The organism is Pseudogemmobacter sp. TB195 (genome assembly GCF_058313095.1).
The window spans coordinates 22574-36030 of the sequence record NZ_JBZEGG010000019.1 but is presented as its reverse complement, the minus strand read 5'-3'; the positions used below and the strand labels follow the sequence as shown (position 1 = coordinate 36030).

Sequence of the window (13457 nt, the reverse complement as noted above, 5' to 3'; positions counted from 1 at the left end):
TTATCCCACAATCAGGTAGAGTTTGCGCGGATCGGGGTTAGCGATCGCGGCGTATTCAGCGCTCGAAAGCACCACGGTTTCAGAGATGCCAGGCAGCGGCGGCAGAGCCATCAGGTCGGAGAGACTCGCGCTCGCAATGTCAGGCACGGTCAGGTAGCCGATGAAGGTGTCGCCATAGACGATACCCGGCGAGGAATTGAGGGAGACGAAGACCTCGTAGCGCGTGCCGCGCATCCCGCGCGAGTTCGGCCAAAGTCCAGTCGTCATGACGCCATCGGCCACCGGCGCAACAACGACATGCGGTGGCACGATGATTCCGCCATCGCTGTCGATACCATTGAAGGCGAACTTCATGTGGCTCTGGGACGGAGTGCCGTTCGCTTTCGACAGCGTGGCGGTTACGGTGCAGGTCTTCAGGGCCATTGTCTTAGCCCATACGCTCGACTTCGGTGTAGAGCCGGGCGCCGCGCTTGTAATAGACGGTCTGGCCGGCGCGGAACGGGGCCGCCTGGAGCGGGCCGATGCGCGAACCGGAGCGCGTCTCCGCGGTATCGGTCGAAACCAACAGAACGCCAGCGTTCACGACCCAGATCTCATCCTTGGTAAGCGTGACGCTCGCCCAGGTGTCGGTCACATTCTTGATTGCCATGACAGCTTCCTATGCTAAGTAAGTCCATACTTACCATCCTGCATAGAGGCGGTCAACGTCCCGAGCCGGGTCTGGTAGTATATAATCAGCTATCTAGCTATAAACAAAGTATATACTACCAGAGACGGATCAGGATTGGTCACTTGTCCGGTGCGTTTGCCAGATCCTTACGCAGATCCTCGTAGAAACCGACAAGAGCATCACCGCGCCTGGCGCACTTCACCGCGACAGTCCGGTCCTGAGCCCACCAGGTCTTCATCTGGTCATCGCCGATCTCGACGGCACTCCCTGCCCGCTCGCTGATGCTCTGCAGGCGCGGACATTTCTTCAGCTCCGCCGGCAGCTCTGGCAGATCGACATTAGTTGGCGATGGCGTCGAGGCCCCGCAGGCGCTCAACAGAGACAGTGCAAACAGCACCGACAGCAGCCGCAGCATCTTCGATCTCCTTCAGTTTCGCGTCATCGTCGCGCTCAGCGACCGATACGGTTTCGGCGAGCTCAGAGAGCGCGTGAGAAGCGCGAGAAACCGCATCCTTCACAATCTGAGCAGCAAGGGTAGCTTGAGCTTCAAAGCGCGTCTCAGCGACCTTGTAGCCGGTCTTGTAGGAGGCGAACGCCACAGCCACGAGAACGATCACCGCGATCAGGAAGTCCTTCATTTCGCGTTCCCTTTCACGAGCTGGTCGATGGAGAGCTTGACGGCGTTGCGGAAGTCCAGATGCCCGACGCCCGCATAGACGCCGAACAGAGTCGCGATCAGCGCGAAGCCGGCCGCGATCACATGCTCCGCCTGCTGGAAGACGACCGAGAAGAACATCAGCAACCAGGCCAGTGCCACGTTGACGAAGACGAACCGCTTGGAAAAGGTGCGGTTCGATTTCTGAGGCATCGGGTCTTTCATCACATAGCCTCTTTCACGCGCCGGCGGAGATCGTCACCGCAAGCCTTGGCGTTAGTGAGCCCCGAGCCGAAAGTCAGCTTGGCGATGTCCCACTTCCCATTCTGCTTGATGCCCAGGTTTGTCTGAACCTCGGCATGGGTCAGCACAGTCTTGTCGGTCACCGGGATGCCGTAGCGCTTGCACAGCGAGGCCATAGCCTCAGCCATGCGCTGCCACTGCAGCTCACGGATCGGGAAATTGCCGGGATGGAAAGGCGCCTCGGTCGACCCCGCAGCCCCGCACATGGAGATGCCGATCGCGCCCGTGTTGGTGCCCTTGGTGTGAGCGGCGTATTCGTCCTGCGACTTCGAGCCGATCACCTCGTTGGCTTTGATCGAGTGCAGACCGCGGATCACTTCCGCGTCGCCATCGACGACGAAGTGGTAGTGCTCCTTGTCGAGCGAGGACGCGACATAGCTGCCGCCGGTCCAGTGACCAATGATCCGCTTCATTTTGGCGTCGGGCATCCACAGGGCCGGAAGCTCATAGCGGTTCTTTCGCACGCCGATTTTGGACAGAAAGCTCATGTCAGTTTCCTTTGTCCTGCCGCACCTGGATCTCGCGCAGCACGAGGTTGAGGTCGGTGATGGACTTGTTCAGGTTGCGCAGTTCGGAGGCGACATCCTTCTGAGTGCCCTCCATTTCAGTCCACCGCTCCTCGAGCCGGGAGATCCGGTGGTTGGTGTCGAGCAGGAATTTAGAGCCCTGGAATCCAAGCCCCAGAAGCGTCACAATGGAGAGCACCAGAGCAATCTTACTCTGGGTCACGAGAAATCCAGGTTTAGCCTCATCAGACATCGCAGCCCCCAAATAAGTAAGGACTTACGTATCACGTGCTAAGCCTAAATGGAAGTCAAATAATGACGGCAGTCATCAGGCAGTAAGTGGCGTCGATCGGGCCGAGGCTTATCGCTGGCCCGTTGGCTACTACAGCGCTATAGATCTGTATATTTGTCGCCGTGGTTCTTCTTATAGCAGGCATATGAACACGCCCAACGTTCTGTGGCATTACAGGCTGAATAGCTCGCAAGCTCGACGACCAAAAAACATGGGTCACATCTGCGGAGATTGGAATATCCATTGTTATACCTGATGCCGGGAAAACTCCGTTTACGGCCTGTCGAATAGCCAGAAGAGGAGCGCTGGAGCTAAATGTGATATCACCCGCTTCGTTCTTTACGACTATGCCATACCCGGTTGGAGGGCCGATTTGATCGAACCCCTTAATATATGCGATATTATTGGGTCTGCCGATGGTGTTTATGTAGTTGAAATAGTTCGGATCTGAGAGGCCATATGCCAATGAATCATTGATGTTAAGATCAATGAGCGGCAACCCATTCTCAGAAGGAATATTAACTCGGCCATTGCTATCCGTGATAACAGTCTGTCTGGATGCCAGTGCGAACCCCGGACGGTTGGAGTCTAATATTACTTCGCCAGAGTCATTTTTCACTTGGAATCCAAACATATCAAATCTCCACAATCAGTATTTCAAAGCTATTGGCGCCTGAATTCATAGTGCTCACCTTCCATTCAACTGTATTGTTGGAGGTATTAATTGATACCCTTGCGATGTTCATGTGACAGAAAACCCGGCATTTACTGGAATCAAATCCTGGCGGGAGTGATACACTTCCATCTGCTAATACTGTAACAGTGTGTCTCATCACAATACGCAAGCCTACAACCGTGGAGAGATCCGTATCTCCGCGACTGGTTTGCACACTGATTCCATATGACATTTTAAATTCCGACTTTCATTGTCAAAGAGCCATCAACACCTTCCTTACAAACTGGTAAAGGCAAAGATTGATCTGTTTTCGTCCACATAGATCATACCTCTTTCAAGATAAGTAATGGAATACTTATCATCACGTCCTCGCAAGGTTTCCGATTATCACAGCGATGGTTCCGTTTGCATGATAGACAATGATCGCATCGTCCTGGATTTTCACACGCGCTCCAGAGGTTGCACTTTGGAACGTCCCGATATTTGCAGAGACAGCAGAAAGGCTAGTCACGTTGATCTTGTCAGCGGTCACTGCGCCATCAGCGATATCAACCGTCCCTGTTACGCGCTGAGCGCGAACCTGACCGATGTAGAGGATCGTCGCAGTGGTCTGGTTGCTGTGGTTGATCACCCGAACTTCAGCGGTGGCAGCACCGACAGGAACAGTCACCTGACCTTCCCATTTCGTCCAGGCGGTCGTGATCGGCCGACTGTCAGGAACCACAGATGAAATCTGGTTCGGCGCGGGAAGAATGGTGCCGGCCGCGTTATACCAGTAGACACGCAGATAGAAGCCACCCGCAGCCGAGGCGTTACCCTTAACGACGGCGGAAACAGCGAACTTCTCACCCTCAACAACTGGAAAGCGCTTAGCTGGCGGAACGTAGACGCTATGCGAAGAGGAAGCTACTGTTTTGGTCGCCATGAGACTTGCAGACCCCATATAGGTCTCAGTCGTATTCCAGGCGACCGTTCCGGCGGCTGAAATCCAGTAGGTTCCAGGCAATACACTGGTGTCAGAAAAGTCACCATTCTGAACGAGGTTTTGAAGCAGACCAACCTTGATTGCGCGGGCGTTGATCGAGTCCGTCTCGATCTGCCCGCCATTGATCGCAGTTGTGTCGGTCGAGCCCCGCCAGTTCGACAGAGTAGCCGAGCCCGAGATCAGGATCTTACCCGGGTCAATGGTCGTGGTGCCCGAGTTGATGCGGGTCGCAGGGTTTTGCGCGCCCAGAGAAGCGTTGGAGTTGATCGTGGACAACGCAGTGCCAGAGACCGTGATCGTCGCGGCCAAAGCGCTGCCAGCCGTCAGCTTGGCAGCAGACAGGTTCGCAACATGGGCATCGGTGATGATTGCATTGCGGATCTGCGCGCTGACCGTAAGCAGCTCGCCCGTGGTGACGTGCGCCGAGGTGACCGCGCCATTGACCAGCAGCGAGCCTGTGGTGCGCCGCATCACGCGCATCGCGCCCATACGCACGGAGGTTGCAACCGTGCCGCCGGCGCCCGCAGCAACGAGCTTGAACCTGAAGCGGTCCTCATTGGCGCCAGCGGTGACGTTCACAGTAGCGACATTTGCAGCTGTCGTATTGGTCGCGGTGTGAACCTGAACCTGACGGGTGATAGTGACAGAGTTGCTCGAGCCGACATAGGTGCCAAACTCGATATAGAGCGTGCCAGTCCGACCGGCGGCGGCTGCATTGTTTCTGGTTGAGCCGGCAACCATCAGTTCCGCATCACCATCGACCGACACCCAGCCGGAATACAGCTCGCCGTTGCTGTTGATCCCGACATCGCGCGCGCCATAGGCGGCTGCGGTGGTGTTTACGAAGGAGATCGCAGGACCGTTCGATGTGTAGAACTCGGGATCCATGCAGTCATAGTCAGGGAAGAGGTTCGACAAATCGCCGATCGCCATCTTGGATGCGGTGATCAGACCAGCCGCGAGGTGCGGGGTCTTGATCGTGCCATCCATGATGAATTCGTCGGCGCTCATGCGAATGGCAGACGCCGAGCCGGTTGGACTCGACGTCGCAACCATTTCGAAGCCGGCCGACGCACCGCCAGCCTTAACCCTCATCAGGTAGGTCGAGGACATCAGACCGTCGAGCGAAGCCTTTGTGGAGAGCTGCTGGTCGATATAGGAGTCAGCCTTGATCTCCTGAGCGTCGAGCCTATGAATGATCGTGTTATTGACCGAGCGAACACCGCCTGCATTGTTGTAAGATGGCAGGATGCGAACCATCAGGTTCGTGATAGTGGCGCCCGCCAGAGAAGCCGGACGCTCAAAAACACCCTGATATGTTTGAATACCGCCACCTACCGTGAAGGTGGCGCCGATGTTCTTACTCGCAAAAGTCCAGGCGGTGCCATTATGCCAGCCGACTTCAGCAATCATGCCTGTCAGAGTGCCAGTCAACGGCTCTGCTTCCAGCGTGAAGAGAACCTTAGACGGATTAACAAGTCCATTCATATGAATGGACTGCATCTGGAGGTAAGGCCCAACGGCGGTATTTGCGGTGGTATCAAGCTGAACGCCATTGCCGTATTTGCCAGCAACCTTGGCAAAGGCGCCAACAGTGCCGGAAATAACTTGCCAGTTCGTCGGGGAGGTGTTGGCGGCGCCAGGCCATTCCGTAAAGGTAGGGTTTTTCGCCATACCTGAATTCATTGCAAGTGCAGCGAGGCTCACAGACGCAGCGGCGGCCGTAGCAGAGCCGGCCGCGTTCGTTTCCGAGGCTGCAGCGTTATTGGCGCGGGTCAGCGCAAGGCCGGCCTGAGTGCTCGCCGTGGTGGCGCTGCCAGAGGCCGCAGTTGCAGAGTTGCCCGCGTTGGTCGCGCTTGTCGATGCCTGACTAGCCGAGGTGCTGGCGGCGCTGGCGCTGTTGCCCGCGTTCGTGGCATTCGTCGCAGCCACGCCAGCCGAAGTGGCGGCCGCGTTGCGATGCCCTAAGGCGTCAGAAGCCGAGGTTGCAGCCTCGGTTGCCTTCGTCGAGGCGGTGCCGGCCGAAGTCGACGCCTCGCCGGCGCGTGTGGTCGCGATACCGGCCTGTTGACCCGCGGTGGTCGCCGATGCGGCGGCATTGGTCTCAGAGGTGCCAGCCGCGGTTGCTGAACCGGCAGCCTGCCCGGCAGCGGTCTGGGCATCGTTGCGCGCCGTGACGGCCAGTCCCGCCTGAGTGGTCGCGGTAGATGCGGCGCCGAGAGCATCAGTGCGAGAGCTGGCTGCCTGACCGGCCGAGGTTGCCGCTTCACCTGCCCTGGTCGTTGCGGTCGTCGCGGAGCTGGCAGCGGCATTGGCGCTTTGGCTTGCCTCGGTAGCCTTCGTGCTTGCCGTGGTGGCGGAGCCTGCCGCGGCGGTGACCTGAGCTGCCATCTGAAGCGCGAGCGTCACATCGCCCGCTTTGAACTCATCGACCTCAAACGAGGCAAGAATGTCGGTCTGCGTGATCTTCAGGATCGCCGAGGTGACGCCGGCCGGAATCAACACGTTGCCCTGCGTCTCGGTCCAGGATGTCGAGGTAATGATCTGTCCCGACTTCGCCCATACGGTGGTGCCGTTGGACAGCTCGAGGCCGATGCTGAATACCGGATCGCGCATCGACATAACGGAGCGAAGGCGCGCATAGACCGTATAGGTGCTGCCGGGAGTGACCTCGATCGGCTGCCCCCAGGTCAGAGTCTGCACGCCATAAGCGCTGTAGGCGCCGAGACCAGTGTAGACGGGCATAGTTCACTCCAGACAGTCGAATTTACGGGTGGACTATAAGTCCACCCCGGTCCTAAGTAAATACATACTTATCCACTACAAGGTGCCGGCAGGCCAGACCACAACGGAGAAGTAATCACCAAAAGCCGGCCACCATCCCGTCGCAAGACTGACCCCTTTCTGGGTTACCTTGGCGCCCGTGCGCGGCGTGATCTCAACATCGACCGTGCCCAGTGCAGAGGCGAGTCCCATCGTCTCTCCCGAAGAGGTGCGCAGGAAGCGACCTTCAGCTGTAACGAAGAAGCGCGGCCTGTTCGCCGGAACCGTGTGGCTCGCGCCGTTGATGGTCACGGTCGAGGTGCTGGCCCGGGCAAAGTTTACCGCGATACCCTGATGGACGTTTTTGTTCGGATCAAAGATGAACAGGGCGTCCACCGAACCGCGACGGTATTCGGAGAGCCTGGTCAGCCGGCCGCCAGTCATAGTCCAGCCCTCCAGCTCGAACTGGAAGCGCTCGTTGCCCGAGGCGAGCACACTCGTCGCCTTGGCAGCCGAGACCACCCCGGCAGTTTCCGTGATCTCAGAGGCGCGCTCCTCGACGGTATTCTTCAGGGTGATCGTCTGATCGCGATACCCCTCCGCAGCGGTAGCCGCGGTCTGAGCCGCAAGACGTGCCGCGGCGGCGGCGGCAGCGTCAGCAGCAGCGCTCACACCCTGCGTCTCGATCAGCGAGCGCAGATCCGTGGCTATCTTTTCGGCCGTGATCAGCCCGTTCGGGATCTGGCTCAGATTAAGAGAGCCAGAGACCACATCAAAGGTCAGATCCTCGAACCCGCTCGCAGATACATACGCAGTGCCGTTCCACGAATAGAGCTTGTTGTTCCAGGTGATCGTCTTGCCGATATAGCTCGCCGGCAGGTTCGCGCCCTCCCACGGGATGATGAACCCCAGCTCGCTCGCCCAGCTGGCATTGTCGATCTCTTCGAGGATCCGCTCAGAAACATCGGTTGAGCGACCGCTGCGCACGTCACTCCAGGCACTCTTGTTGCCGCCATAGTCCACAGCGCGCACAGCGAAGTAGCGCATGGCGGTGTCTTCGATACCTGTGACCATGAGCGAGAGCGCGGCGGTGACGACAGAGGCAGGCGTTGCAGCGACCGGCGGTGTCGCAGTCATACTCTGCCAGACCTCGTAATGGCTCAGATCTTTGTCGCTGACAGCGGCCCAGTCCACGACAAGCATACCGATGCCGCTGCGCACGCGCAGGTTCTGCGGCACGGCCGGCGGCACGGTATCCGACGGGCTCGTATAGGTCACATAGGGCGACCAGTCGGACCAGTTGAAGGTCTTGTCGTTGACCCGCACCCGGGCGTCGATGGTCGTGTTCTGGACAACAGAGAACTGGACACGGTTCTCGTTGGTGGTCAGCACCTGCCGAATGGCATTGATGTTCACCTCGAACTGATACTGGTCGATGTCCTCTTCAGGCGAAGCGCTCCAGAGCGCCTCGACATCCACCATGCCGGTATCGGCGTTCACCGTGCCGGTCAGCGTCAGGCCGGTCGGCGGATCGGGCGGGACCAGATCGGCGCCGTCAAAGCTCGTCGTCGCCTGAAGCGGATTGGAGTAGTTGAGCGCGTTCAGACCAAAGGCGTCATAGCCAACAATCGTGATCCAGTAGTTCGTCATCGAGACGCCGCGGAAGCGGTAGCTGTTCGTGACCGTGATCTCCGTCGGCGTGGTGCCTTCGACGGCCGCGCCGTTCGGCCGGACGTAGACCAGATAGCCCGCAACATCCTCATCCGTGCTGGTCGGCCAGGTGATGTTGAGGAAGTTGGCTTCCGCAGTCACCGAAGGCGCGATCGCCGGCGGCGCGTTGTTGATCAGAGAAATGGTGGTCACAGGAGACACCCGACCGTCCTTATCGACGATCGAAGCGTGAACGCTGAAGGAGCGCTGCGCGTTGGTATAGCCCATCACCGCGGCGTCTGCCCGGTTCATCTCGAGGGTATAGGCGAAGGAGTTTCCCTTCACCCGCTGGGTGCGGACCTTGGTCGAGCCGAAATAGAACTCCAGGTTGGTGTGCGAATAGATCGCATCCTCGCTGTCGACTTCCTCGATACCCGCAACCGAGGAGACCTTCATCATGTTGCGCCAGCTGAGCCGGGCCGCCGAGCCTTTGAACTCGACATTGGAGCCGCCGACCAGCGTGTCAGCGTTCACGAGATCCATCACAGAGCCGACGGCGATCGAGGTCGCACCCTCGACCGTGTAATCGAGGGTTGCCGGGTCGGACGCGCTGCCGGTCACCGACACCGCGACAACGCGGAAGCTATAGGCGCCAGCCTCGTAGGTCGGGTAGGTGAAGGACGTCCGGCCGGTGCTGCCGAGCGGCACATTCGATGCGGTCGGCGTGTCTGCGTAGATCCGATATTCCACAACCGACAGAGACGGCGAGGCGTTCCAGGTCAGCTCGAGATCAGTCCTGATCCGGCCGCCGTCGGTATAGGCGCGCCCCTCGATCGCCAGGTTGGTCGGCGGCTCGAGGGTGTTTACGTCCAGCTTGACCGGCAGAGGGTCGAAAGAAATACCGTGCTCGACCCGCGCGAACTTGTTCGGATCAAACTGCAGGCCCGTGATCTTGAACTGGTTGTTCGCCTCTTCGTCGATGGTGAGGATCCGGTAGAGCCGCGGCGCAACCTGGTTCGAGGACAGGATGTAGACCGCGTTCTGCTGCATCTCCTCGAAGGGCGTCGACTCATTGCAGACGACGACAGAGCGGTCGCTCTCCAGAATAACCCCGGTGAGCTGCTGCATCACGCCATTCTTACCCTGCACGCGCAGCGTGACCGGGCCTGAGATCGCGGGATTGACAGGCTGATCGAGCTTCACATTCCGGTTCGAGGCGTTGAAGTCGGCAATCCGGCCGGACAGGCGCACGCGCGCACGCCGCGGGTCGTTGATCGCGATGACCTCGCCCGGCAGCGCGTGGATGGAGTCGAGCCCCACGGAGAAGATGACCGTCTCGGTCTCGCTCTTTTCGGTCTCGGTGACCCATTTGCCATAGCGGTGCGCCAGCGAGCGCGAGGAGCAGCCGGTCAGCTCGAGGGTCTTCTCCCGCCAGCCATACTTCTTCAGCAGCTCATCATCCACATAGGGCTCAATGGCGGGCTCAAAGAGGTTGTTCGGGTCGTTGAACCGGACCATGACAACCGAGTGGCGCGCCTTGATCGAGGAGGTCGAGTATTCAAACCGGCCATCGAGCACGTTGGCAGGCCCGTAAACGTGCGCGGCGTCCTGCGGCATGTCCACGGTGGTGAAGAATTGGTTCAGCGCATAGAAGCCCATGCCGCGCCAGACGGTCGTCATGGAGCGCAGAGCGTCAAAGGCCTCCTTCTTGGAGGTGATCACGCCGTTGAAGGTATAGCGCGGCTCGGTGGTCGGGTTGCCGTTATCGTCTTTGTAGCCTGTCGGCACGTTCTGATCGCAATACTGGGCGATCGTGTAGAGGCGCCATTTGTTTGCGGCCGAGATGTCAACGTGATCGCCGATCCCGAAGACGTTGTTCTCCACCATGTCATAGTAGACCCAGGCGGGGTTATTCGACCAGACGCGCTTGAAGGTGCCGTCCCAGACGCCGGTGTATTCCCGGGTGAGCGGGTTGTAGTTGGTCGGCACGAGGATCTTGCGACCGTCGATGTGATAGTGACGGGTCGGCGTAGAGGAGCCGACGTGTTCTGAAGAGAGCGCCAGAGCCACCATAGAGGTGTGAGGGTGGGTAAACTTGCCGGCGGTGATCAGCGAGTAGCCTGTCCAACTGATACTTTGCTCCACATTATCGCGCTCGGCATAGTGCGCGCGGATACGGATATCCCAGGGGCCGTCGCCCGTAAGCGGCAGGATATGCTCGAACTGGACAGGAGACGTCGCCTTCTCGCCCTTCAGCTGGAAGTCGACGACATCCTCCCATGAGCCACCAGCGCGCCGCACGGCAACGGTCCAGCCGGAGTTCTCGGTCTTCAGGCCGCCCTTCTTCGTATCGACCCGGTAGAGGGCGTTCAGTTGCATCAGGATCTTGACGCCATCGACGCTGTTGTCGGTGATCGTGCGGATCACCGGCCCCAGTTCAGTGCTGACCTCGGCACCGACGGTCTGGTAAGCCTCAGTTGTGTCGATGCCGACAAAGGGAGCGTCATCAGGCAGACCGGCCCGAAACTGCCAGGCTGACTCCTTAACGTTGGTGATCGGCGTCTTGTTGATCAAGATCGAGTTTTCGCCATCAACCAGACCGGCGATCTCACCCTCGGAGACCGCATCGACGAGGCGCGCATAGGCGAACGAGCGAAGGGTATCATCGGCAGACTGACCACCACCCTTCTTGCCGCCACCACCCTGACCCTGGATCAGAAACTCATCATTCGTAATCTTGTTCATCACTTCACACCCGAGAAGATGCCGAAAAGGCCACCAGGAGAGGATTTCTCCCCCTTCTGCTGGATAGAGATCGCGCCGTTGATCATGGTGCCGCCGGTCCAGACGCGGCCGTAGGCGATCGGAACAATGCCACCTTCGCGCATCGTCACTGTCGGGCCGGTCATAGTGAAAGACTGCTCAGTCTCCTCGACCTTCTGTTCAGGGGCGAGGAAGGACGCCACGCCGCTCAACAGCAGTCCGGTGCCGATCGAACCGACAATCGAACCCACCGTGGTGCCCGACCAGAGCGCGGTGCCCATCAGACCACCAAAGGCGCCGCCGGTGACAGCCGAGAGGCCGATCAGAGCGATGCCGGCGATGATTTTGCCGAGGCCACCCCGCTTCGAGCCCTTGATGACCGGAACAATGTGCAGATCCTGGCTGCCCAGCTTGAAGCCCGGAAGCATAGCCTCGTCGAGCTCCATGCCGTTATTCTGGGTCTTGCCGACGACGATCCGGTAGTGACCGTGCCGGATCGCCTCGAAGAAGCGACCGAAGTTTGCCCGCAGCGCGTCGATGGCATCGACGATGGTATCCACGTCGAAGCGATGGCTCTTGCCAAATTCCTTGGCGAGGGCGCCGTAGAGATGAACCTTACGAAGCATCTGTCACTCCGACATAGCGGATCCACTTCTCTGCGCAGCGCGACCACAGGCCGGCCGGCTCACGACGCGACAGGCGCCGGGGCAGATGATGCAGGATCAGGTTGTTTTCCAGCAGCACGCCGCCGTGGTTCAGACGCTCCGAGCGCACCTTGCTCAGGAACACATCACCCGGGCGAACCTCGCTGGCGGCGATCTCGATGAAGCCGATCTCTTTCGGCTTGTCCTCGTAGAAGTTGTCATCGCCACCTTCCCACCATGCGTCCTGACGCGGGTAGATCGGCAGTTCAATGGGAGGCAGCGGCCAGCCGATACCCTGCTCAGCCAGTCTCTCGCGGCCGAGGGCGAAGGTGTCGCGGATCGTGGAATAGCAATCTGTGACGCCATGAATGAACTCGCGGCCGATCAGCGGCTCCAGCGGGCAGTCGCCACCCCAGACCGTCACCGGGCCGAAGCGCACCTCATCGAGCGTCACGATGAGCCAGGCCACACCGGAGCTCTCCTGATGCAGCATGTCGGACTTCGACGGGTAAGCCGGCCCGTTCGGGTGCGAGTGAACAACCATCTGGATCTTGTCGGCGTGCTTCAGGTAGTCGGCATCAGAGATCGCGAAGGAGCACAGACGACACGGGCAGTTCGGCTCATCCTTGACGTGATCGAACGGGTCCGCGGCCTGGTTCAGCATCGGCAGGTATTTCCCGCCGACGATGAAGCCGCAGCTCTCTTCCGGGAACATGCGGCGAGCGTGCATCTTCGCAGCCTCGACAGCCTCGGTGAATTTGGACAGATAGGTGTCAGCAGCGGTCATCACACGCCCCTCAAAATGCCAGGGAAGCCGCCGAACGGCAGTGGCGCATCAGCACCAAAGCGCGCGCGGCAGCAGCCAATATTACGGGAAGGCACATCCTGTCCGGCGCCCGTCACCTCGTTGTTCTCGCGGTCGAAATAGCGATCACCCGCATAGGGGCACGTCGCCTTCGCATAGCTGAAGGTGTGCGTCAGAGGGTTGTATTCGCGGTAACGCCACATGCAGGTGTCGCGGATCACGGTGCGACCGATATACATACCCTGCGCGTCGATGATCGCCGACATCTCCCATTGCACCTGCTCAGGGGTGTCGCTCGACTTACGGTCGATCAGGTAGACATCCGGGCCGTAGAATGCCGTGAAATCTGGCGTGTCGCCGTTGTCGAGGAACCGGCCGAAGGTGCGCCAGCGCGTCACCTTGCAACCTTCGAGGTCACCAAAGGAGTTCAGGATCTCCTGGATCAGGCCGTCAGTGTTCGATACCGAAAGCGTTGGCGTCTGAAGCGAGCCGGCGCCGGAGATGGACATGCCGGAGATCTCGACCGGAACGCAGGTGAACGAAATGCCTCCAAAGAGCACCGCGCTGCCCGCCTTCCCTTCTGTCGTGAAATAGAGAAGCGAGCCGCCAACTGACGTCATGTCCAGCTGGTAGAGAGCCACGAGCGCGTCTGCGTCGAGCTTGATCGTTTCTTGGAAGAAGGTCTCAGCGGACATTGGATCGCATAGATAAGGAAGTGCTTACTTATCTATGGACCCGAGGCGGT

The 13457-nt window shown here is 59.3% G+C and carries 13 protein-coding genes; all 13 read right to left on the bottom strand.

Features of this window, described 5'->3' with window-relative positions:
• A complete protein-coding gene (locus AC4FS3_RS18555; RefSeq protein ID WP_491021759.1) occupies window positions 1-423 on the bottom strand; it encodes a hypothetical protein in 423 nt (140 codons plus the stop codon).
• Window positions 424-427: 4 nt separating this feature from the next.
• Window positions 428-649 (bottom strand): hypothetical protein, encoded by a 222-nt coding sequence (locus AC4FS3_RS18550; protein ID WP_491021758.1) that lies wholly within the window; start codon window positions 647-649, stop codon window positions 428-430.
• Window positions 650-788: 139 nt separating this feature from the next.
• Window positions 789-1085, bottom strand: a complete 297-nt coding sequence (locus tag AC4FS3_RS18545) for a hypothetical protein (RefSeq protein WP_491021757.1) — start codon at window positions 1083-1085, stop codon at window positions 789-791.
• Window positions 1009-1308: a hypothetical protein gene (locus AC4FS3_RS18540; protein WP_491021756.1), complete on the bottom strand. Its 300-nt coding sequence runs from the start codon at window positions 1306-1308 to the stop codon at window positions 1009-1011. The genes AC4FS3_RS18545 and AC4FS3_RS18540 overlap by 77 nt, the downstream gene beginning before the upstream one ends.
• Window positions 1305-1550: a hypothetical protein gene (locus AC4FS3_RS18535; RefSeq protein WP_491021755.1), complete on the bottom strand. Its 246-nt coding sequence runs from the start codon at window positions 1548-1550 to the stop codon at window positions 1305-1307. Before AC4FS3_RS18535 ends, AC4FS3_RS18540 begins: the two co-directional genes overlap by 4 nt.
• Window positions 1550-2116 (bottom strand): peptidoglycan recognition protein family protein, encoded by a 567-nt coding sequence (locus AC4FS3_RS18530; RefSeq protein ID WP_491021754.1) that lies wholly within the window; start codon window positions 2114-2116, stop codon window positions 1550-1552. Before AC4FS3_RS18530 ends, AC4FS3_RS18535 begins: the two co-directional genes overlap by 1 nt.
• Window position 2117: 1 nt before the next feature.
• On the bottom strand, window positions 2118-2387 hold the full coding sequence (locus tag AC4FS3_RS18525; protein WP_491021753.1) for a hypothetical protein: 270 nt from the start codon (window positions 2385-2387) through the stop codon (window positions 2118-2120).
• Window positions 2388-2442: 55 nt separating this feature from the next.
• Window positions 2443-3060, bottom strand: coding sequence for a hypothetical protein (locus AC4FS3_RS18520; protein ID WP_491021752.1), 618 nt, complete (start codon window positions 3058-3060; stop codon window positions 2443-2445).
• 403 nt (window positions 3061-3463) lie between these two features.
• A complete protein-coding gene (locus AC4FS3_RS18515; protein WP_491021751.1) occupies window positions 3464-6832 on the bottom strand; it encodes a hypothetical protein in 3369 nt (1122 codons plus the stop codon).
• A 75-nt stretch (window positions 6833-6907) separates the two neighbouring features.
• A complete protein-coding gene (gene gpJ / locus AC4FS3_RS18510) occupies window positions 6908-11245 on the bottom strand; it encodes a TipJ family phage tail tip protein (protein ID WP_491021750.1) in 4338 nt (1445 codons plus the stop codon).
• Window positions 11245-11889 carry a tail assembly protein gene (locus AC4FS3_RS18505; protein ID WP_491021749.1) on the bottom strand — a complete coding sequence of 215 codons (645 nt, stop codon included), beginning with the start codon at window positions 11887-11889 and terminating at the stop codon, window positions 11245-11247. The genes gpJ and AC4FS3_RS18505 overlap by 1 nt, the downstream gene beginning before the upstream one ends.
• A complete protein-coding gene (locus AC4FS3_RS18500) occupies window positions 11879-12694 on the bottom strand; it encodes a Mov34/MPN/PAD-1 family protein (RefSeq protein WP_491021748.1) in 816 nt (271 codons plus the stop codon). The genes AC4FS3_RS18505 and AC4FS3_RS18500 overlap by 11 nt, the downstream gene beginning before the upstream one ends.
• A complete protein-coding gene (locus AC4FS3_RS18495) occupies window positions 12694-13407 on the bottom strand; it encodes a phage minor tail protein L (protein ID WP_491021747.1) in 714 nt (237 codons plus the stop codon). The genes AC4FS3_RS18500 and AC4FS3_RS18495 overlap by 1 nt, the downstream gene beginning before the upstream one ends.
• Window positions 13408-13457 lie beyond the last annotated feature (50 nt).

Coding starts and splice junctions, on each gene's coding strand:
- AC4FS3_RS18515 (WP_491021751.1), bottom strand. CDS start 6,832: ATGCCCGTCTACACTGGTCTCGGCGCCTACAGCGCTTATGGCGTGCAG.
- AC4FS3_RS18525 (WP_491021753.1), bottom strand. CDS start 2,387: ATGTCTGATGAGGCTAAACCTGGATTTCTCGTGACCCAGAGTAAGATT.
- AC4FS3_RS18500 (WP_491021748.1), bottom strand. CDS start 12,694: ATGACCGCTGCTGACACCTATCTGTCCAAATTCACCGAGGCTGTCGAG.
- AC4FS3_RS18555 (WP_491021759.1), bottom strand. CDS start 423: ATGGCCCTGAAGACCTGCACCGTAACCGCCACGCTGTCGAAAGCGAAC.
- AC4FS3_RS18545 (WP_491021757.1), bottom strand. CDS start 1,085: ATGCTGCGGCTGCTGTCGGTGCTGTTTGCACTGTCTCTGTTGAGCGCC.
- AC4FS3_RS18495 (WP_491021747.1), bottom strand. CDS start 13,407: ATGTCCGCTGAGACCTTCTTCCAAGAAACGATCAAGCTCGACGCAGAC.
- AC4FS3_RS18520 (WP_491021752.1), bottom strand. CDS start 3,060: ATGTTTGGATTCCAAGTGAAAAATGACTCTGGCGAAGTAATATTAGAC.
- AC4FS3_RS18550 (WP_491021758.1), bottom strand. CDS start 649: ATGGCAATCAAGAATGTGACCGACACCTGGGCGAGCGTCACGCTTACC.
- AC4FS3_RS18535 (WP_491021755.1), bottom strand. CDS start 1,550: ATGAAAGACCCGATGCCTCAGAAATCGAACCGCACCTTTTCCAAGCGG.
- gpJ (WP_491021750.1), bottom strand. CDS start 11,245: ATGAACAAGATTACGAATGATGAGTTTCTGATCCAGGGTCAGGGTGGT.
- AC4FS3_RS18540 (WP_491021756.1), bottom strand. CDS start 1,308: ATGAAGGACTTCCTGATCGCGGTGATCGTTCTCGTGGCTGTGGCGTTC.
- AC4FS3_RS18505 (WP_491021749.1), bottom strand. CDS start 11,889: ATGCTTCGTAAGGTTCATCTCTACGGCGCCCTCGCCAAGGAATTTGGC.
- AC4FS3_RS18530 (WP_491021754.1), bottom strand. CDS start 2,116: ATGAGCTTTCTGTCCAAAATCGGCGTGCGAAAGAACCGCTATGAGCTT.